Raw genomic sequence first — 18,893 nt, forward strand, 5'->3', positions numbered from 1 at the left:
GGCCCGTGGACCGCGACATCCTGAACGAGGCGTACGAGCGGCTGCGGCACGCCGGGCCGGAGTGGGGCGAGGACACGCTCACCAACCACGGGCCGATGGCGGTGGAGGTCCTCGTCCGGCGCGGCCACGCGGACGAGGTGCACGGCTGGCTCGACGCGTACATCCGCCGGCTGGACGACCTGCCTGCCCCCGGCGACCGGGTCACCGGCCAGAACTGGCCGGAGGCGCTCGGCGACATCCGGCGGATCGGCGACTGGACCGCGTACCTGACCAGTGCGGCCGGCGACCAGCCGTGGCGGGACCTGCTCGTCACCTGGTGGCCGCGCCTGCTGCCGGGCATCGCGGCCGGCGCCACCCACGGCGTGATCCGGGTCAGCCACGCCGTGCGCGCGCTGCTGGCCGGCGACGAGAGCCCGGAAGCGGTCACCGAGCTGGCGCACGGGCTGGCGTTCTGGGCGGCCCGGTCCACGGCCGTCCCCGGCGCCGCCGTGCCCGCCGGGTCGCTGGACGCCGCCGAGGCGCTCGCCGGGGTGCCACGCGTCGCCGCCCAACGGGGCCCGGTCGCCGCCCGCTTCGGCCAGCTCACCGCCACCGCGGGCTGGTCCGGGTCGCTCGCGGCGCTGCGCGCGCCCGCCGGCCCGGAGGACACCCGCGCCATCCTCGCCGACCTGGTGACCGCGGCGACGCTGGCCTACGGCACGCACGGGCACGCCAGCCCCGTACTGCTGGTGCACACCGCGACCGCGCCGAACGCCGTACTCCATTGCCTGCCGGCGCTGCCGACGCAGCTATGGTCGCCGAGCCTGGCCGCGGTGTGGGCGGCGAGCGCCGCGATCACCTCGGGCTGGGCTCCAGGGGAGGCTGCGCCGGAGCCCGCCGCGGACGCCGCCGACATCGTGGACCGGGCCGCCGCGCACGGCGACGAGCACGTCATCAAGTTCGCGGACACGGCCGCCGAGGTGTACGACCGCACCGGCGACACCCGTGCGCTCGGCGCCGCCCTGCGCGCCGGCGAACTGCTGCCGCGAGTGGCGCGTCAGTAGGAGCTTGCCGAGAGGTAGCGGCCCTTGCCGGCGTGCTTGACGGTGTACATCGCCGCGTCGGCGTCGCGCAGCAGGGTGTCCACGTGCGCGCCGGTGCCGACCGCGATCCCGATGCTCGCCCGGATGGCCAGCTCGTGCCCGTCGACGTACACGGGCTCGGTGAACGCGTTCAGGATCTGTCCGGCGACCGAGCAGGCCACCCCGTGCGACGTCGCCGGGAGCAGCACCGCGAACTCGTCGCCGCCCAGCCGCGCGACCGTGTCGGTGGGCAGCACGCACCGGCGCAGCCGCTCGGCGACCGCCACCAGGAGCCCGTCGCCGACGTGGTGGCCGAGCAGGTCGTTCACCGGCTTGAAGTCATCGAGGTCGATGGCGAGGATCGCCATCGTGGTGTCCGCGTGCGGCGCCTGGGCGGCGACCAGGTGCACCTGCTCGTCGAAGAGCGCCCGGTTGGCCAGCCTGGTCAGGGTGTCGTGCGTCGCGTCGTAGCGCAGCCGCTCCTGTAGGTGCCGCTCCTCGGTCACGTCCCGGGCGTTCACGATGACCCCGGCGACGCTGGCGTCGTCGAGCAGGTTGGTGGCGACGAGCTGGAGCCAGCGCCAGGAGCCGTCGGTGCGCCGGGCGCGGAGCTGGGCGGTCGCGCTGGCCCGGGGGTGGGCCGACAGCTGCCCGCCCAGCCGGTCGGCGACGGACCGGTCGTCGGGGTGGAGCAGGTCGCGCAGGTCGATACCCTCGGTCGCCGACGCCGTGATGCCGAGGACGCGCTCCACCGCCGGGCTGGCGTACGTAACCCGCCCGGACTGGTCGACCACCAGCGCGATGTCCGAGGCGTACTGGACGATGGAGCGGAAGCGCTTCTCCTGCTGGGCATTGTCGGTGAAGGCCACGCTCTGCCGGATCACCACGAGCGCGGTGATCCCGATGACGCCGAGCACGACGCCCCAGGCGCGTACGCCCGGGCCGGTGCCGGCGAGCGAGGCGATGAGGAGCAGTTGGCTGGCGCCCACCGCGATGTACGGCAGCCGGCTGTACTGGCGTTTGCGCAGCGTGAGGCCGCTCGGGTTGGTGCGCATCTGGAGCTGCTGGATGCGCGGGGTGGCGGCCAGCAGGAAGCACGGCAGCAGCCGGGCCACCATGATCAGCTCTGGGTGCGACGAATCGGCCACGATCGAGTTCAACGACATGCCGATGCCCATCGAGCCCGCGCTCACCACCCCGGCCACGCCGGCCTGGATCGTGAACGGCGCGCTGCCGCTCAGCAGCAGCTTGCACATCGCGAACACGGACACCAGCATCAGCCCGGAGCCGACCAGCGCCACGATGATCTGCGTGGTGGTCTGCGGCCCGTCACCGCTCATCGACAGGTACCAGGCGAACACCGCCGCCGCGCACATGACCGTGGCGGCGTCGAGCCACAGCCGGAGCCGTTCCCGGCCGGTGGCGTGGATCGGGTGGGTGAGCATCACCCAGACGATGCAGGCCACGCCGGTGGCGACCAGGACCGTCTGCGCCGTCCCGCTGGCGGCTGTGTCTTCGTCGCCACCGAACGTCAGCACCGTCTGAACCAGATCACCGAGGGTGAAGAAGATGCCGCCGATGGCGGTGCCGCGCCAGAAGCGGCGGACCGACCGGTCGATCCCGGGCGCCCCGGCGATCTGCCACGACAACCAGAAAAAGACCACGTCAAGCGCGGTCTGTACCAGCCAGGAGACGGTGTCCGGGGCGGGCCCCAGCAGGACCCAGGCGGTGGCGAGCAGGGCCGTGCCAGCGAGCGCGACCAGCACCGGGTCGCGTGCCATCGACGGTCTGGACGCTTCGGCCACCCTCTCCCCTCGCGGCGGACCCGGAAAAACGGGATTCCCGGATCATGACACTACCAACCGTGACCGCCGTCAAGGAGCCGCGCGGCCATCCCTGCGCTCCGTCCGTCGGGTGATCATGAAGTTGTCGTCGAGTCCGAGCCGGAAACGGGGGACACGTTCATGATCATTTGGCCGGATTCTTCGCGGACCGGGTAGGTGCGCAGCGCTAGGTGGGGGGTGGTTTGGCAGTGGCCGGTCTCTAGGGCGAAGACGTGTTGGTGTAAGGGGCAGATCACCACCTTGGCGTCGATGAGGCCGTCGGCGAGCGGGCCGCCGGCGTGCGGGCAGACCGCGGACACCGCCCGCAGCTCGCCGGTACGCAGCCGGAAGACGGCGACCATCTCGTCGCCGACCGCGTACGCCCGGCCCTCGCCGACGGGCAGCTCGTCGACCGGGCCGAGCCGGTAGGTGGTCACGATCCCTCCCGGACCGGCACGAGCGGCAGCACGCGCAGCGGCAGCGCGGTGCGGAACTGCCCGGGCGTCGCCGGCTCGGCGCCCTCCTTCCACGGATCCCGGTACGCCGCGACGGCCGCCGCCATCCGTGCGTCGAGCCCGTCGGCGTCCTCCTCCAGGGCCGCGCGCAGCCGGTCGAGCCCGATCCGCGGCACGAACGCGTACGTGCGCTCCAGCCAGTTCGCGTTCTCCCGGTAGTACTGCAGGAAGCGGCCGGTCAGCGCCATCACGTCGGCCGGACTGTCCACCGTGGCCAGCAGGTCACCCTTGCGCACGTGCGCCCCGGCGGCCCCACCGACGTAGACCTCCCACTTGCCGCCGTCGATCGCCACCACCCCGAGGTCCTTCACGTACGCCTCGGCGCAGTTGCGGGGGCACCCCGTGACCGCGAGCTTCAGCTTCGCCGGCGCCTCCAGCCCTTGGAAGCGCGACTCGATGGCGATGCCCAGCGCGGTCGAGTCGCCGACGCCGTACCGGCAGAAGTCGCTGCCGACGCAGGTCTTCACGGTCCGGAAGCTCTTGCCGTAGGCGTACCCGGACGGCATGTCGAGGTCGGCCCAGACCTTCGGCAGGTCCTCCTTGCGGATGCCGAGCAGGTCGATGCGCTGCCCGCCGGTGAGCTTGACCAGCGGCACCTGGTACTTGTCGGCCACGTCGGCGATCCGGCGCAACTGGTCCGGCGTGGTGCAGCCGCCCTTCATCTGCGGTACGACGGAGAACGTGCCGTCCTTCTGGATGTTGGCGTGCACGCGGTCGTTGATGAACCGGGCGCCGCGCTCGTCGACGTACTCGTCGCCCCACATCATGCGCAGCAGCGACACCAGGCCCATCTTGCTCTTCGCGTCCTCCGCGCCGCCGGCCAGCGCGTCGAACACCGCCGAGACGCTGCGCAGCCCGCCGGCCCGGATCGCCGCCATCAGCTCCGGCTTCTTCAGGGGTACGCCCGGCACGTACCAGCTCGCCGACTCGTCCTCCTCGACGGCGCCGTCCGCGGCCCACTCGACGATCTGCGCGATCAGCGACTTGCAGGAGCCGCAGCCCTTGCCGGCGCGGGTCGCGTCCATCACCCCGCTGACCGTCTTCAGTCCACCATGGACGGTGGCGACCAGGTCGCCCTTGGACACGCCGTTGCAGTTGCACACCTGGGCCGCGTCGTCGAGTTCGGCGGCGGACTCCTGCGCCGGTGGCGCGCCGAGGTCGAAGAGCAGCCGGACCCGCTCCTCCGGCAGCGGCCAACCGCGGTCGAACGCCTGCAGGAGGAACGCCACCTTGCTGACGTCGCCGAGCAGCGTCGCGCCGACCAGCCGGCCGTCCCGGATGACCACACTCTTGTAGACGCCGCGCCGCGGCTCGGCGAACACGACGAACTCGTCGTCGTCGCGCTCCGGCGCGGTGACCCCCATGGCGGCCACGTCGACCCCGGCCACCTTGAGCTTCGTGGCCGTCCGCGAGCCGTGGTACGCCGCCTTCGGGTTCGCGCCGCTCACGTGGTCGGCGAGCACCCGGGCCTGCTCCCACAGCGGCGCCACCAGGCCGTACGTCTGACCGCGGTGCTGCACGCACTCACCCACGGCGTAGATGTCCGGCTCGTCCAGCACCCGCATCTGGTCGTCGACGACGAGGCCCCGCTCCACCGGCAGCCCGCTCACCTCGGCCAGGTCCACGTTGGGTCGGATGCCGGCCGCGACCACCACCATGTCGCACGGCAGGGTCCGGCCGTCGGCGAGGCGTACCCCGGTGACGGCGTCCCTGCCCAGGATGGCCGCCGTCCTCGCGTTGACCTCGACCGCGATGCCGAGCTTCTGCACGCACCGGCGTAGGATCGCCCCGCCCTGCTCGTCGAGTTGCGCGTTCATCAGGTGAGTGGGGGAGTGCACGAGGGTCACCTCGACGCCGTACTGCTGCAGGCCGCGGGCCGCCTCCAGGCCGAGCAGCCCGCCGCCGATCACCACCGCCCGGTCGTGGTCGTGCGCGTACCGGATCATCGCGCGGGTGTCGTCGAGCGTGCGGAACGCGAAGACGCCCTGGTGGAAACCGCGCCGCGGGTGGTGCATCCCGTCGATCGGCGGCACGTACGGCCGGCTGCCGGTGGCGATGACCAGCTTGTCGTACGGCGTGACCGAGCCGTCGTCCGCCCGCACCGTCCGGGCGAACCGGTCGATCCGCGTCACCTGTACGCCGGCGCGCAGGTCGATGCCGTTTTCCGCGTACCAGGGCAGGCTGTTGAGGAAGATGTCCGCCTCGTCCTCGGCCCCGGAGAGCACATTGGACAGCAGGATCCGGTTGTAGTTGCCGTACGGCTCGGCCCCGAACATGGTGATGGCGAACCGGTCGCTGCGGGCCAGGATCTCCTCGACCGTGCGGGCGCCGGCCATCCCGTTGCCGACGACGACGAGTCTGTCCATATCAGACCTCCACCAGCCCGAGGTCGACCACGATCCAGCCGGCGGACCCGGTCGGCGCGGCGAGGTACAACTCGACGACCGTGCCGCCGTCGAGGTCCTCGACCACCCGCAGCGGCACGTGCACATCGCCCTTGGCCCCGATCGGGAAGTACCGCATCGGCCTGCCGTCCCGCATCAGCACGATGTAGACCAGGTCGTCGATGCCGTTGCCGCCGCGGAAGTACACCGGCTGGGTGACGGCACCGGGCGGCACCGTGTACGTGAGCGCGGCGTCGAGCGGGAAGGGCGACTCGAGCCCCTTCCCCTCGAACGGGAATACGCCCTGGAGAAAACGCGGAGTCGACTGCATCCACCGAGCGTGGGACGCCCCAGTTTCGCCTGCGTGACGCGCTGGTTACCGTCGTCGGGCTCGACTTCGCAGCGCCGCGCGCACCTCCTCGACGAACCCCGCGAAGTCGTCGCGCAGGCGCTGGGCGGTCACGTGCAGGACGACCCAGTCCGCGCCCAGCACCCGGTTGAGCCGCCGGCGATCGCGGTGCAGCTGGTCACTTGCCGCGTGCCACGTGCCGTCGTCCTCGACCGCGATCTTGTACGCCGGCCACGCGAGGTCGACCCGGGCCACGAACGCGCCGTCCCGCTCGATCACGTACTGGGTGACCGGTCGGGGCAGGCCGGCCTGGACCAGCCGGACCCGCAGGCGGCTCTCCGGCGGCGACTCGGCCCCGGGATCCACGAGGGTGGCCGCCGTGATCAGGCGGCGCCAGCCTCGCGTGCCCCGCTTGCCGCGGGCGTAGGTCTCCAGGTCCGCGACGGTGACCAGGCGGCGCCGGACCAGGATATCGAGCAGCACGACCGTCTCCACCACGTCGAGCCACTGGGCCAGATCCCAGCAGGTCCGCACCGGCGTCGTGACCCGTACGCCGTTCAGGTCACGCACGTCCGCCTCGGCCAGATCGGCCGAGTGGATGGCGAGGCCGCGCACCGGGCCGAACCGGGACCGCCGGGGTACGACGACCTCGATCGCGTTGGCGGCGTCGCCCGCGCCGTAGAGGGCGGCCGCGGACCGCCCGGCGACGGCGCCGTCGGCCGGCAGCAGGTACCGGCACACGGCCAGGCAGCGGTCCCGGTGGGTGATCGCCAGCGACGCGTCGGCGTAGATCCCGCGAAACAGCGACCGCCACGCGCCGCTGCGCAGCTCCGTCGGTGAGCAGGTTGCGCCGCAGCGCATTGCGTCCGAGAAAGATCTTCCCAACGAGCGCGGCCGGTCGCCGTGGTGCCTTGTGCATGGCGGCAGACTCCCGCACTCGGGACCGCGCCGCTGCCCCGGCACGCAATGTCGGGATCTTGGGCCTACACCCCCACGGGGGTGCTCGCCCACGCGCGTAGCTGGTCCTCGGTGGGGGCGACGACGTTGCGTGGCATCGCCCGCGACTGGAGCCGCTGTGCGAGGTGGCGGCCGTCGTTGGTCAGGTGGATGTTCAGTTGGGCCAGGGTGGAGACGTTTTCGGCCGCGAGCAGGTCGGTCCACTCCAGCGCCCGGTCGGCCTCGGGACACGCCGTGGCGAGCCGGGCCAGGCCGCGCAGCGAAGCCACCTTGGCCACGGACTCCTCCAACGTTTTGGCCAACTCGTCGTCGGGCGGCGTTCCGTTGGCCAGTTGCGCTGGAAGATGGATGCCGATGGCGGCCAGCCGGCTCGCGAATGGCCGGAAGACCGACGAGTTCTCCAGCATCCGGCGGCCGTCGGTGAGCCTGATGAACTCCGGGTGGCCCCGCAGCGAGACGAACGACGGGTCGCCCGGCGCCGCCTTACGCAGCCTGTCGAGTCCCAACGCCAACCGCAGGTCCTGAAGGGCAAGGAGGGTGAAGCCGGACTCCGCTGCGTTGCAGGCGCGGTCGTAGTAGGTCTTCGGCGTCATGCCCGACTCGTCGATCCAACCGTCAACGGCTGTCAGCTCGCTCTCTTCGATCCTGCGCCGACGGACCAGATACCACACCAGGAGCGCGGCAACCGGTCTCATCTCGGCGAAGAATTCGGCCGTCCGCCGGGACAGCTCGGGGGATACGCGAGGCTGTCGACCAGCCGTACTGCCGGTCCCGTGGCGCGGTCCCAGGCGGCCTCGCGCCGCATGCCATTGGCGAGCGACGCGCAGTTGAGGTATGCCGCCGTGCGTGCGTACAGCACGCGCAGGTGTAGTGCCGGATACGGTTTGGCTGCGCTCTCCATCGTTCCGAGTTGGATGCCCAGCTCCGAGTAGATGGAGGGCTTGTCGCCGGCAAGGAGATCGAATCGCGCGATGAGGTAGCCGAGGCGGGCGGCCTGGTTGCCGGGATCTTCCCGCACAGCGCGCGCGTAGAGCTCGACCGCCCGCGGCCCGCGGCCCTTGACGGCAGCCTCGCTCGCGAGCACCTGCTGAGCCAGTGACCGCCAGCGGCTCGCGCCGTTCAGCCCCACCTCCAGAGAGGTGTACGCCTTGGCGAGGTGCAGCAGGACGAAGGCCGCCGCCGCGGTGAGCAGGTCCCGGTCCTTGGCCGGCGCGGTGGTCAGCGTGGCTCGGTCGATGGTGATGGCCTCCACGAGATGCCCGTTGCGGCGCAGCTCGACCGCGGCCGTGTCTTTGTCGACAATGGACACCTTGGCGTGCCAGGGGGTGGATGGCGCGAGCAGTTCGAGCGCCTTGACCGCCATGGACACCCACTTGCCGCCGGGCAGCGTCGTGAGGTCCTTGATCGGCAGGTCGGTCATGTCGGTGCCCAGCGGGATCTCCAACCCGCGCGGCGGGTCGCTGCCGAGGGCGGAGAGCCTGCCGACGAAGTACGCGGTGCCGGGCCCGTCCGCGGCGCCCTCGGCGTCGAACACCTCCACCCGCATGCGCATCCGCAGCGCGAACCAGTCTGCTAGCCAGTAGCCACCGAACGCGGCTAAGGGGGCGGCCAGCGCCAGCATGACCAGCGCGAAGCCCAAATGGAGCACCGAGGCGGCGGCGCACAGGGCGGCCGCCGCCACGACGAACACGACGTCCTGCAGCCCGACCTCGGGTGGCTTGGGCCGGGGACCTGTCGGCACCCACCGCGTGATGGTCCGGGCCAGCACCACGAGTACGAGGAAGACGACGGCGAACACCAGCGCCGGCGGGACGAGCGATGGAAGCCAGGCGTTCCGGCGGGCGTCCCAGATCTCGGCGCGCGCGGACCATGGCACGACCCGCTGGTACGGTGCCTTGCCGGGTCCGGGACTGAGCGCGACGGCGTGGCGCAACCCCGCGACCGCGTCGGTGTTCCCGGCGTCCTTGCTCAGGGCGAGCGCGTACCACTCGTGGGCGTGTTGGTAGTCGCCGGCGGCCAGCGCGTTGTCGCCGCGGTCGACCGCCCAGGCGGCCTCGGCCCGCTGTTGCGCGACCTGGCGCTGCCCGGCCGCGACGCACTCGACCGGCTCGTTGGGCCGATCGGTCGGGGGCTTCGTGGCCAGCACTGCCTTGTACCCGGCTTCGGCCTGCGAAAGCAGGCCCTGCGTGGCGAGGCTGTCGGGGCCCGTGCATGAGCCGGCGAGAGCGTTAAGGGTCACCTTGTTGTCGGGGCCTGAGCAGCCACTGAGTGCGGCGGCGACCAGGGCGGCGGCGACAAGGACACGGTTCGTCCTCATCTAGTCATGATCGCGACCTGGCCATGCGCGGGAGGGGAAAGCCGGAGATCGAATCATCTGTCTTTTCTGCGTTCTGACGCTCGGCCTTGACAGTGCCTCGAAACATTCATAGTCTCCCATGGATTGGAACGTTTCACTCATTGGAGACGACCATGAAACGCTGGCTGGCCGCGCTCACCGCGAGCACGCTCCTCCTGTTCGGACCGGCACCCGCCGCCGCCCACGGGGACGGTGGCCCGCGCCTCGAGCGCCTCGACCGGGGCCTCGTCGCCGCGACCACCAGCGAGGGAGTGTTTCTGAGCTGGCGGCTGCTCGGCCACGAGGCCACCGGACACTCCGCCACCGGCCTGACCGGCGCCGACTTCCGGGTCTACCGCGACGGCAAGCGGATCGCCACGGTCACCGACAGCACCAACTACCTCGACCGCGAGGCGGCGCCCGGCGCCACGTACCAGGTCGCGGCCGTCGTCCGTGGCGCCGAGGTCAACCGCAGCGCGGCCGTTTCGCCCTGGTCCGGCACCCACTACGACCTGCCGCTGCGCAAGCCGGCCGACGGCGTCACCCCGACCGGCGAGGCGTACACCTATGCGGCCAACGACATGAGCGTCGGCGACGTGGACGGCGACGGGCAGTACGAGTACGTGGTCAAGTGGGACCCGTCGAACTCCAAGGACGTCTCCCAGGTCGGCTACACCGGCCCGGTCTACATCGACGCGTACGAGGCGGACGGCCGGCTCCTCTACCGCATCGACCTCGGCGTCAACGTCCGCGCCGGCGCGCACTACACGCAGTTCCTGGTGTACGACTTCGACGGCGACGGCCGGGCCGAGATGATGCTCAAGACCGCACCCGGCACCAAGGTCATCCGGTACGCCGCGGACGGCACCGTCGCGTCCGAGCGCTACGTCACGATGCCGAAGAAGGACGTGCTGGCCGGCTACTCGCACGCCGACGACTACCGGCTCAGCGCGGCCGGCTACTACGAGCACGTGGTCCAGATGTTCCTGGGCTGGCACGAGCACCCCGAGGTGCTGGCCGGGCGGTGGCCGGCAACCCTGGAAGCGGCCTTCGGCATGGCGCCCACGTACGCGTACCCGCTGTCCCGGGCCGACGCCGAGGCGCTCGCCACCCACTTCATCGACGTGTACGCCCCGAGCCGCAGCGCCCGCAACGTCCTGCGCAACTTCCAGGGGTTCATTGTGGACGGTCCGGAGTACCTGACCGTCTTCGAGGGCGCCACCGGCCGGGAGTTGCAGACCATCCCGTACAAGCCGGGGCGGCACGACGACGGCCTCATGTGGGGCGACTACGCGATGGCCCGGATCGAGCCGGGCAACCGCGTGGACCGGTTCCTGTCCGGCGTGGCGTACCTGGACGGCAAGCACCCGTCGGCCGTCTTCGCCCGCGGCTACTACACCCGTACGACGCTCGTCGCGTACCGCTGGAACGGCAAGCGGCTCGTCGAGGACTGGTTCGTCGACAGCGGCTGGGTGCCGATGACGAACCCGTTCAACGACGGGCCGCACGGGCGGGACGGGTTGGATCCGGCGTTTGCGACGATCACCACGCAGGGGGCGCACTCGCTGAGCGTGGCCGACGTCGACGCGGACGGGAAACAGGAGATCATCTACGGCGCGGCCACCATCGACCACGACGGCACCCTGCTGAACAGCTCGTTCGCCGTGATGCCGCCGGGTAGCGCCACACCGGGCGTGTCCGCCCGCCTCGGCCACGGCGACGCGATGCACGTCACCGACATCGACCCCCAGCGCCCCGGGCTGGAGGTCTACATGGTGCACGAGGGCGGCACGTTCGCGCCGTACGGCCACGCGCTGCGCGACGCCGCCACCGGAGAGGTCATCTTCGGCGACTACACCGGCCGGGACACCGGGCGCGGCATGGTCGGCGACATCGACCCCGCCGTACCCGGGCTGGAGGTCTGGCCCGCGCTGCCGCCGAACGCGGCGGCCCTCGGCATCGGCACCTTCTCCGCCGGCGGCGCACTGCTCGCCACCACCACGCCGGGCACCAACCAGAGCATCCGGTGGGCGGCCGACATGACCACCCAGATCGTGACCGGCGCGGCCGGGACACCGGTGGAGCTGCCGAAGATCGAGGACTGGCGCCGCGGCGTACTGCTGACCGCCGACGGCACCCTGACCAACAACTTCACCAAGGGCAACCCGAGCCTGGTCGCCGACGTCTTCGGCGACTGGCGTGAGGAGCTGCTCCTGCGTACGGCCGACAGCACCGCGATCCGCTTCTACCTGAGCACCGAGGTGACGAACCACAAGCTCTACACGCTCATGCACGATCCGCAGTACCGGGTCGAGGTGGCGCGGCAGCAGACCACGTACAACCAGCCGTCGTACCCGAGCTTCTACTTCGGCTCGGACATCGACTGGGCGTTGGTCCCCCTGCACCGCGTACGGTGATGGGATGGTCTCCGCGTTGGTTTCGGTCAACCTCGCTGTGCCGCGCGACAACCCCGCCAAGGACATCGGCATCACCGGCATCGACAAGCGCCCGGCGGACGGGCCGGTGCAGGTGCGCGGGCCCGGCCCGAAGGGCACCGGGCTCGGCAGCGGCCTGGTCGGCGACCAGATCTTCGACACCGCCCACCACGGCGGCGACGACCAGGCCCTCTACGCGTACGCCCGGGAGGACCTGGACGATTGGGCGGCCGAACTGGGGCGGTCGCTGCCCGGCGGCGTCTTCGGGGAGAACCTGACCACCGTCGGCGTCGACGTCACCGGGGCGCTCATCGGGGAGCGCTGGCGGGTCGGCGACGAGGTGGTGCTCCAGGTCGTCCTGCCGCGCATCCCGTGCGGGACGTTCGCGAACTGGATGGCCGAGCAGCAGTGGGTCAAGCGGTTCACCATCCGGGCCCGGCCCGGCGCGTACCTGCGGGTGATCGAGCCGGGGGAGATCCGCGCCGGCGACGCCGTCACCGTCGAACGCCGCCCCGACCACGACGTGACGGTCGGCGTGACGTTCCGGGCGCTGACCCGGGAGCCCGAGCTGCTGCCCCGGCTCCTCACCGCCGACGACCTCCCCGAGTCGGTCCGCGACCTGGCCCGCCGCCGCATCGCCGCGCCCTAGACCGTTCCCGTCGCGCCGCTGGCGTCGGCGCCCCGCTGGCGTCCGCGCGCCGCTGGTGTCCGCGGGCCGCTGGTGTCCGCGGGCCGCTGGTGTCCGCGGGCCGCTGGCGGCGGCCGTCGATCAAGGACTTCCCCGTCGATCAAGGGCGAACGGCCGTGGTTTGATCTCCGATCCACGACCATTTGCCCTTGATCGACGGGGAAGTCCTTGATCGACGCGGCGCGGGGAGCGCGCGCGGCGCGGGGAGCGCGCGCGGGGGTGCCCCGCGAAAGGGGGCGCTATGTGCGGGTCCAGGAGACGGTCAGCTCGTCGCGGGTGGCGAAGCGGACCAGGTGGCCGCCGACCACCTGCTCGACCCGGCCCAGGCCCTCGTCGTTCGCGCTCTCGGCGCGCAGCACCAGCGCCTCCGGCTCGACCACGAGCGTGCAGGTGCCGAGGTCGGCGAACGTCACCGAGCCGCGTTCGTCGGTCCACTCGGCCTCGGTCTTGTGGCTGAAGTGCTTGAGGAGCTGTGACATGTACCGCGTGCCGCGAGTGGTCGCGACGCGGGCTTCGGAGGTTGCCATGCCGCAAGCTTACGAAGTGACCTTGGCGTACGCCTCCAGCAGCGAGGTCCAGCCGCCGGGACCGCCGACCTGGTCGTGCAGGGACTGGGCGGCGGCGAGCCGGTCCAGGTTGCGGTGCTCCAGCTCGACCAGGGTCTGCTCGGGGCCGTCCGCGGTGAACCGCACCTCGACCTCGCTCGCGTGGTCGGGATCCGGGTCGTACTGCCACTCGCCGTTGATCTGCCAGGTCAGGACCAGCCGGTGCGGGGGCTCCCAGGTCAGCACCCGGCCCCAGTCGCACTCGCTGCCGTCGGTGCCGCGTTCGTACCACCGGCCGCCGACGCGCGGCTCCAGCAGGATCTGCGCCGGATCCGTCTTGCCGATGTGGTACGCGGGCGGCCACCAGCTGTAGAACGAGTCGGTGAAGACGCGGAACGCCCGTTCGACGGGCACGCCGACGCGTACCGTGCCGCGGATCGGCGGCATCGAAGCCGTACTGCTCATGTCTGCTCCTCTGTCTCATCGATGGGAGCCGCCTCGGCGGCCTTCTGAAAAGCGGTGAGGGCGTCGTCCCAGACGCGGTCGAGGTACGCCCGCAGGGCGGCCACCCCGTCCGGATTGACCCGGTACACCCGGCGGGTGCCCTCGGCCCGGTCGACGACCAGGCCGCCCTCCTTGAGGACGCGCAGGTGCTGGGACACGGCCGGGCGGCTGACCGGCAGCTCCCGGGCCAGCTCGCCCACGGACCGCGGCCCCCGCGCCAGCAGCTCGAAGATCGCGCGGCGGGTCGGGTCGCCGAGCAGGCCCAAGCCGGCATCTCCGTAAGTCCCCACGAACCGTAAGTCTAGACTTACGGATATGTCCGCACAAGGGTGGCCGTGTTGATCAGGGATCAGCTCCCACGACACGCCGCAACACCCGCGAGCCATTCCCTGATCAACGCGCACAGGCGGCGGAGCCGCCGGGCTGGGCAGCCGGGGAGGGCTAGCGTTCGAGGATGCCTTCGGCGGCTAGGCGGTCGGCGATGTTGCTGAGGGCCAGGCGCAGGCGGGACTTGGCGGTGCCCTCGGGGATGTTCAGCTCGCGGGCGACCTGGCGGTACGTGTGGCCGTGGTAGTAGGCGAGCTGCACGGCCTCCCGTTGCAGGTCGGGCAGCGCCTGGACGGCCTCGCGCACGACCTTGGTCTCGGTGCGCCAGATGACCGCGTCGTCGACGTCCGGCTGGTCCGGGACGACGGCCCCGGTCGCGGTGGCGACGGCGTGGTAGCGGGCCCGCGCCTCGCGCCGGCGGGTCCAGTCCAGCGCGCGGCTGCGGGCGAGCATGCACAGCCAGGTGCGCAGCGCGCCGCGCTCCGGGTCGTACGCCTCGGGAGCCTGCCAGAGGCGGACGAACACGTCCTGGGTGATGTCTTCGGCGGCCGCGGCGTCGTCGGTGATGCGCGCGGCGAGCACGTGGATGAGGTTGGCCCAGCGGTCGTACGCCTCGGCGAGCGCGTCGTCGTCACCGGCGACGAGCCGTTCGCGCAGCCGCACGTCGGTCTCGTCCGGCGGCACCCTCAGTCACATCCCAGCATCGCGGCCACGCGCAGCACCCCGGCGGAGACGGCCTGGTTGCCGGTCGCGCTGTGCCGGATGGTGTCGGGACTGCGCCTGTTCGCGACCAGCCGGGTGAACTCCACCGCGTCCGCCTGGATCGTCACCTCCGCGCCGCCGGGCTGCTCCGCCCCCATCGGGAACGTCCACTCGCCGCCCCCTGCACCGTCGAGCACCAGGCGCACGGTGTGGCCGGGGCGGGCGGCGCCGTGCGCGTCGAGCGCGCCGGGGAGCAACTCGATGGCCAGCTCGACGATGCGGCGCACCTGCTCGGGCGGCGGGGTGGTCTGCCCCTTGCCGATCACCGCGCGGATGTCGTCGAGGTGGATCCAGGTCTCGAAGGCGCGCTGGACCAGGGCGTCGCGCAGCGGGCGCAGCGGCGGGCGTTGCGAGCTGGCCATCCGTACCGGCTGGTCGAGCACCGCCTCGTCGGCCAGGCCCTCCATGAGCACCTGGGTCTGCTCCCACCAGGCGTCCCGCACGCCGGGGCCGGCGGCGGCCGGGATGTCGACCACCCGCAGGCCGAGGTCGGCGGCGAGCATCGCGTCGTTGCCGGCGAGGTGCGCGACGACGCCGGTGACCGTCTCGTGTCGAGGGTCCGCGCGCTGCCAGTCGTCGGGACGGACACCGTCGAGCAGTCCATCCAGGAGGGACGCCTGTCCCGCGTACGCCCCGAGGAGCGTGCGGATCAGCGCCGGCGGCCGCTTGGCCCGCGCGGCCGTCAGCGTGCGGTGGCGCAGCCCTTCCGGCACCGGCAGGACGCCGTCGAGGCCGAGCCAGCCCGCCGCCGAACGCAGCCGGCGCGCCTCCGCGGCACAGGTCGGGCACGTGTTGAGATGTGCCTCGACCGCGGCCGCCTCGTCGATCTCACAGGCGTCCAGGGCCCAAGCACCAATCAGGTCGAGCATCTCCGTATGCACATCCATTGCGCTCACCGCAGTCGACGGTACCGTGCCTCAGCCAACCGGTCGAGCGGCTCGTCGTCGGCGGCGCCGTAACGGCGCCTAGGCGCCGATCGGCTCGGTGAAGTTGTACGGGGGCATCGGGCCGAACGCGCGTACTCGACATCGACCGTCGAGCGTGCCGTCGACCTCGATCACCCGGTCCAGGAAACTCTCCATCCGGTCCTCGTCGACCAGGAAACTGGCGTTCAACACGCAGCCTTCGACCGGCGGGCCCTCCGCGCCGCGTACCGCGAAGGGCCGCAACTCGTCCATGACCCGGCGGGCGTCGGCCGCCGCGTGCTGCCGCGCCATCCGGTCCTCGGCGCGGACCTTCACGTTGACCTCGGCCCGCCCGGTGACCTGCGCCAGGGCGTCGAGGTGCCGGCCAGCCGCGCGCCGCAGCTCGGCGCGCAACTGCTCCTCGTCCGGCGCGACCACCCCGAAGCGCATCGGCAGCACCGGCCCGAGCTGCCACAGGCAGTCCAGCACGAGCTGGTGCGCGAGCAGGTCGCGGCGCCTGGCGCGCAGCTGCGTGGGGGCCGGGGCGACGACCGCGGCCGTGGCGCCGGCCGGCACCCGCCGGACCAGCGCGTCCGGCCCGCCGACGCCGACCAGGTCGGTCAGGCGACGGTACGGGTGCTCCGCCGCCACGACCCCGAAGACGTAGACCGCCATGTGCCTCTCCTCGTCGCCGGTCATCGGGTCCGCTCCTCGGTGAAGTGGAACGCCGGGCGCGGACCGTCCACATCGAGCCAGAGTTCACTGTCCAGTTCGGACTCACGCAGCTCCCGGGCCGACTCCCGGAAGCTGGTCTCGTCCGCCCGCGCCACCAGGTAGCGCACGCCGGCCTCGGCCACGCAGGTCTCCCGGGCGTGCCGGGCCAGCGTCCCGTACACGGCCGTCGCCGCCTTGGCCCACCGTTCCCGCGCCACCTCCCGGGCGCGCACGCTCGCACGCCGGCGCAGCATCCACGCCGTACCCGATGGGGCTGATGGGTCGGCGGCGGCCGGATCGCCGCGGGGCTCGGCCCCGACGAGCCTGACCGTCCATTCGCCGGCGCCGGCGACCCTGGTCAGGCCCGCGCGCAGGCGCGGCCGCAGCGACTCCAGGACGAGCAGCACGTCGGCGCGGGTGGCACACAGCGCGCCGAAGCGCAGCGGCAGCACCGACGCCTGCGCGAACACCTCCTCCACCACCTGGTGGTGCCCGCGCACGGCCCGCGCCAGCCAGCCGTCCGCGCTCATGTCCGCCTCCGCCTGGGCACCCCGGAAGGCCGCCAGGTCCACGGGGGCGGCGACCGCCGCCAGGTCCGCGGACACCAGCAGTTGCGCGGGTACGCCGTCGATGCCGGACGGCGCGGCCACCGCTGGTACGTCGTCGCCGGCGATGACGGCATAGACGTACCAGCCTGAGTCCCCACTCACTTCCGTAGTACGCACGCCCCCGGGTGGTGGATGACGGCCTTGACATGGGGCGGTGTCTGGGCGTACAAAACCAATAGGTTATAAAACTAAGAGGTTATCGAAGATGACGACAGACCTGCTCGACGCCACCTTCGCCGCGCTCGCCGACCCGACGCGGCGGGCGATCCTGGCCCGGCTGGCATCCGGAGCGGCTACGGTGACGGAATTGGCCGCGCCGTTCGAGATGAGCCAGCCGGCGATCTCCAAGCACCTCAAGGTGCTGGAACGGGCCGGCCTCGTCTCCCGCGGCCGGGACGCGCAGCGCCGCCCCTGCCGGCTGGAGGCGCGCCCGCTCAAGGCGGCCGTCGACTGGCTGGAGGACTACCGCGGCTACTGGGAGGAGTCCTACCAGCGCCTCGACGCGCTGCTCAGCGAACTGAAGGACCACTCATGACCGGCTCGCTCACCGTGACCACCCCGTCCGACCGGGAGATCGTGCTGCGGCGGGACTTCGACGCACCCCGGCCCTTGGTGTACGCCGCGTTCACGACGCCCGACCTGCTCACCCGGTGGTACGGCGCGCGCGGCTGGCACCTCGTCGACTGCGAGATCGACCTGCGCGTCGGCGGCGCGTGGCGGTTCGTCTCCCAGGGGCCCGGCGGCGCGCGGATGGGCCAAAGCGGCGTCTACCGCGTGGTCGACCCGCCCGAGCGGCTCGTCTACACCGAGATGTTCGACGACCAGTCGTACCCGGGGAGTCGCTGATCAGCCACGAGTTCACCGAACGGGACGGCCGGACGCTTTTGACCAGCACGATCCTGTACGCGACCCGGGAGGGCCGCGACAAAGTCCTCACCTATCCGATGGCGCGCGGCGCCGGCGAGAGCTTCGACCGCCTCGCCGAGGTGCTCGCGCTCACCCATGTAGAAGGAGAAGCGCCATGAACTGGACCCTGGAAGTCGTCATCGTGCCCGTGTCCGATGTGGACCGCGCCAAGGCGTTCTACGCCGACCAACTCGGCTTCACCGTCGACCACGACACCGTGATCAGCGACGACGCCCGCATCGTCCAGCTCACCCCGCCGGGCTCGGGCTGCTCGGTCGTGATCGGCAAGGGCGTCGTGCCGGACATGCCGCCCGGGTCGCTGCGCGGCCTGCAGCTGGTGGTCTCGGACCTGCACAAGGCGCGCGCCCAGCTCGTCGAGCGCGGCGTCGAGGTCAGCGAGATCCAGAAGCTCGGTGAGAGCCCGACACCGACTCCGGATCCGCTCGACAACGTCGGTTTCCTCTTCTTCGCCGACCCAGACGGCAACGCCTGGGCCGTCCAACAAATCAGCACCCGCCCCTGACCTGCTCGCCTCGGCGCTTTTGCGCGGGGCTTTGCGTCGATCAAGGGCAAATGGTCGTGCTTTGATCTCCAATCCGCGGCCGTTTGCCCTTGATCGGCAGGGAATCCCTTGATCGACGTGCCTCGGCGGCGGGGTGGCCCCGGTCGGGCCTTGCCGCGTGAGGGGGCGCCCGCAAGGCCGGGTAGTCAAGAGGTCGCCGAAGGTGTCAAGGGTCGCTCCCTTGGGTTTGACCGCTCGTCATGGCCGGCCGATCTCGGGTCCGCGTGAACGTGAAGGATGTGGGTCGTTGGGGCGACTCGGATCCTTCACGTTGATGCCGATCCCTTGCCGGCGTTGGGGCCGCCGAATCGATCTAGGAACTATCGTGGGTATAAATCGGACTCGATACCCACGATTCTTCCTAGATCGACGCCGACCTGCGGTGATCATGGGCTTAGCGGCGGGGAACGGGGCTCTTCGTGCCGCTAGGCCCATGGTCACCGCCTTGGGTAGCCGTCCGCGTGATCGGGGCGAGGCGCGGCTACTGGCGCTGTCTGCGCCTGACGGGGGCCG

General features: G+C 71.8%; 19 protein-coding genes and 1 pseudogene. 6 read left to right on the plus strand and 14 right to left on the minus strand.

Going from position 1 to position 18,893, the window contains the following annotated elements; all coding sequences use genetic code 11:
* Nucleotides 1-5 precede the first annotated feature (5 nt).
* Nucleotides 6-1,043, plus strand: coding sequence for a hypothetical protein (locus tag Prum_RS37415; protein WP_246278351.1), 1,038 nt, complete (start codon nucleotides 6-8; stop codon nucleotides 1,041-1,043).
* Here the strand turns inward: Prum_RS37415 and Prum_RS37420 are convergent.
* The 7 genes from Prum_RS37420 to Prum_RS37450 form a co-directional block, all read right to left on the minus strand.
* Nucleotides 1,037-2,842: a sensor domain-containing diguanylate cyclase gene (locus Prum_RS37420; RefSeq protein ID WP_173081346.1), complete on the minus strand. Its 1,806-nt coding sequence runs from the start codon at nucleotides 2,840-2,842 to the stop codon at nucleotides 1,037-1,039. The genes Prum_RS37415 and Prum_RS37420 overlap by 7 nt on opposite strands.
* Before the next feature lie 137 nt (nucleotides 2,843-2,979).
* Complete coding sequence (gene nirD / locus Prum_RS37425) at nucleotides 2,980-3,321, minus strand: nitrite reductase small subunit NirD (protein WP_246278352.1); 342 nt, start codon at nucleotides 3,319-3,321, stop codon at nucleotides 2,980-2,982.
* The gene (gene nirB / locus Prum_RS37430; RefSeq protein ID WP_173081348.1) at nucleotides 3,318-5,765 is read right to left on the minus strand and encodes a nitrite reductase large subunit NirB; all 2,448 of its coding nucleotides are present in this window, start codon (nucleotides 5,763-5,765) and stop codon (nucleotides 3,318-3,320) included. Before nirB ends, nirD begins: the two co-directional genes overlap by 4 nt.
* Before the next feature lies 1 nt (nucleotide 5,766).
* Nucleotides 5,767-6,114 carry a molybdopterin oxidoreductase gene (locus tag Prum_RS37435; protein WP_173081350.1) on the minus strand — a complete coding sequence of 116 codons (348 nt, stop codon included), beginning with the start codon at nucleotides 6,112-6,114 and terminating at the stop codon, nucleotides 5,767-5,769.
* Between the two features lie 45 nt (nucleotides 6,115-6,159).
* Nucleotides 6,160-6,993 (minus strand): type IV toxin-antitoxin system AbiEi family antitoxin, encoded by an 834-nt coding sequence (locus Prum_RS37440; RefSeq protein ID WP_173081352.1) that lies wholly within the window; start codon nucleotides 6,991-6,993, stop codon nucleotides 6,160-6,162.
* A 122-nt stretch (nucleotides 6,994-7,115) separates the two neighbouring features.
* A complete protein-coding gene (locus tag Prum_RS37445; protein WP_173081354.1) occupies nucleotides 7,116-7,784 on the minus strand; it encodes a TPR end-of-group domain-containing protein in 669 nt (222 codons plus the stop codon).
* Nucleotides 7,781-9,406, minus strand: coding sequence for a hypothetical protein (locus Prum_RS37450; RefSeq protein ID WP_173081356.1), 1,626 nt, complete (start codon nucleotides 9,404-9,406; stop codon nucleotides 7,781-7,783). Before Prum_RS37450 ends, Prum_RS37445 begins: the two co-directional genes overlap by 4 nt.
* A gap of 152 nt (nucleotides 9,407-9,558) precedes the next feature.
* On the opposite strand from Prum_RS37450, the gene Prum_RS54090 reads away from it, so the two are divergent.
* Nucleotides 9,559-11,841, plus strand: coding sequence for a rhamnogalacturonan lyase (locus Prum_RS54090; protein WP_173081357.1), 2,283 nt, complete (start codon nucleotides 9,559-9,561; stop codon nucleotides 11,839-11,841).
* Nucleotides 11,842-11,845: 4 nt separating this feature from the next.
* Nucleotides 11,846-12,508, plus strand: coding sequence for an MOSC domain-containing protein (locus Prum_RS37460; RefSeq protein WP_173081359.1), 663 nt, complete (start codon nucleotides 11,846-11,848; stop codon nucleotides 12,506-12,508).
* A gap of 278 nt (nucleotides 12,509-12,786) precedes the next feature.
* Here the strand turns inward: Prum_RS37460 and Prum_RS37465 are convergent, their stop codons facing one another.
* The 7 genes from Prum_RS37465 to Prum_RS37495 form a co-directional block, all read right to left on the minus strand.
* Nucleotides 12,787-13,074 (minus strand): DUF2218 domain-containing protein, encoded by a 288-nt coding sequence (locus Prum_RS37465; RefSeq protein WP_173081361.1) that lies wholly within the window; start codon nucleotides 13,072-13,074, stop codon nucleotides 12,787-12,789.
* A 9-nt stretch (nucleotides 13,075-13,083) separates the two neighbouring features.
* Nucleotides 13,084-13,557, minus strand: a complete 474-nt coding sequence (locus tag Prum_RS37470) for an SRPBCC family protein (protein WP_173081363.1) — start codon at nucleotides 13,555-13,557, stop codon at nucleotides 13,084-13,086.
* Complete coding sequence (locus Prum_RS37475) at nucleotides 13,554-13,886, minus strand: ArsR/SmtB family transcription factor (protein ID WP_246278353.1); 333 nt, start codon at nucleotides 13,884-13,886, stop codon at nucleotides 13,554-13,556. The genes Prum_RS37470 and Prum_RS37475 overlap by 4 nt, the downstream gene beginning before the upstream one ends.
* Before the next feature lie 151 nt (nucleotides 13,887-14,037).
* A complete protein-coding gene (locus Prum_RS37480) occupies nucleotides 14,038-14,607 on the minus strand; it encodes a sigma-70 family RNA polymerase sigma factor (RefSeq protein ID WP_218577554.1) in 570 nt (189 codons plus the stop codon).
* Between the two features lie 2 nt (nucleotides 14,608-14,609).
* A complete protein-coding gene (locus tag Prum_RS37485) occupies nucleotides 14,610-15,572 on the minus strand; it encodes a maleylpyruvate isomerase family mycothiol-dependent enzyme (protein ID WP_173084607.1) in 963 nt (320 codons plus the stop codon).
* A gap of 78 nt (nucleotides 15,573-15,650) precedes the next feature.
* Complete coding sequence (locus Prum_RS37490) at nucleotides 15,651-16,289, minus strand: GvpL/GvpF family gas vesicle protein (RefSeq protein WP_173081367.1); 639 nt, start codon at nucleotides 16,287-16,289, stop codon at nucleotides 15,651-15,653.
* Nucleotides 16,286-17,014 carry a GvpL/GvpF family gas vesicle protein gene (locus tag Prum_RS37495; protein WP_173081369.1) on the minus strand — a complete coding sequence of 243 codons (729 nt, stop codon included), beginning with the start codon at nucleotides 17,012-17,014 and terminating at the stop codon, nucleotides 16,286-16,288. The genes Prum_RS37490 and Prum_RS37495 overlap by 4 nt, the downstream gene beginning before the upstream one ends.
* Before the next feature lie 103 nt (nucleotides 17,015-17,117).
* Between Prum_RS37495 and Prum_RS37500 the strand changes: the two genes are divergently transcribed.
* The 3 genes and pseudogenes from Prum_RS37500 to Prum_RS37510 all read left to right on the plus strand — a co-directional run bounded on the left by Prum_RS37500 (nucleotide 17,118) and on the right by Prum_RS37510 (nucleotide 18,341).
* Entirely contained in the window at nucleotides 17,118-17,447 is a 330-nt protein-coding gene (locus tag Prum_RS37500) for an ArsR/SmtB family transcription factor (RefSeq protein WP_173081371.1), read from the plus strand.
* Nucleotides 17,444-17,937: pseudogene (locus tag Prum_RS37505) on the plus strand (SRPBCC family protein). Before Prum_RS37500 ends, Prum_RS37505 begins: the two are co-directional and overlap by 4 nt.
* A complete protein-coding gene (locus Prum_RS37510) occupies nucleotides 17,934-18,341 on the plus strand; it encodes a VOC family protein (protein ID WP_173081373.1) in 408 nt (135 codons plus the stop codon). Before Prum_RS37505 ends, Prum_RS37510 begins: the two are co-directional and overlap by 4 nt.
* Nucleotides 18,342-18,893: the final 552 nt, after the last annotated feature.

Origin of the sequence: Phytohabitans rumicis, from assembly GCF_011764445.1 — a bacterium.
In the GTDB taxonomy this organism is placed as follows: Bacteria; Actinomycetota; Actinomycetes; order Mycobacteriales; family Micromonosporaceae; genus Phytohabitans; species Phytohabitans rumicis.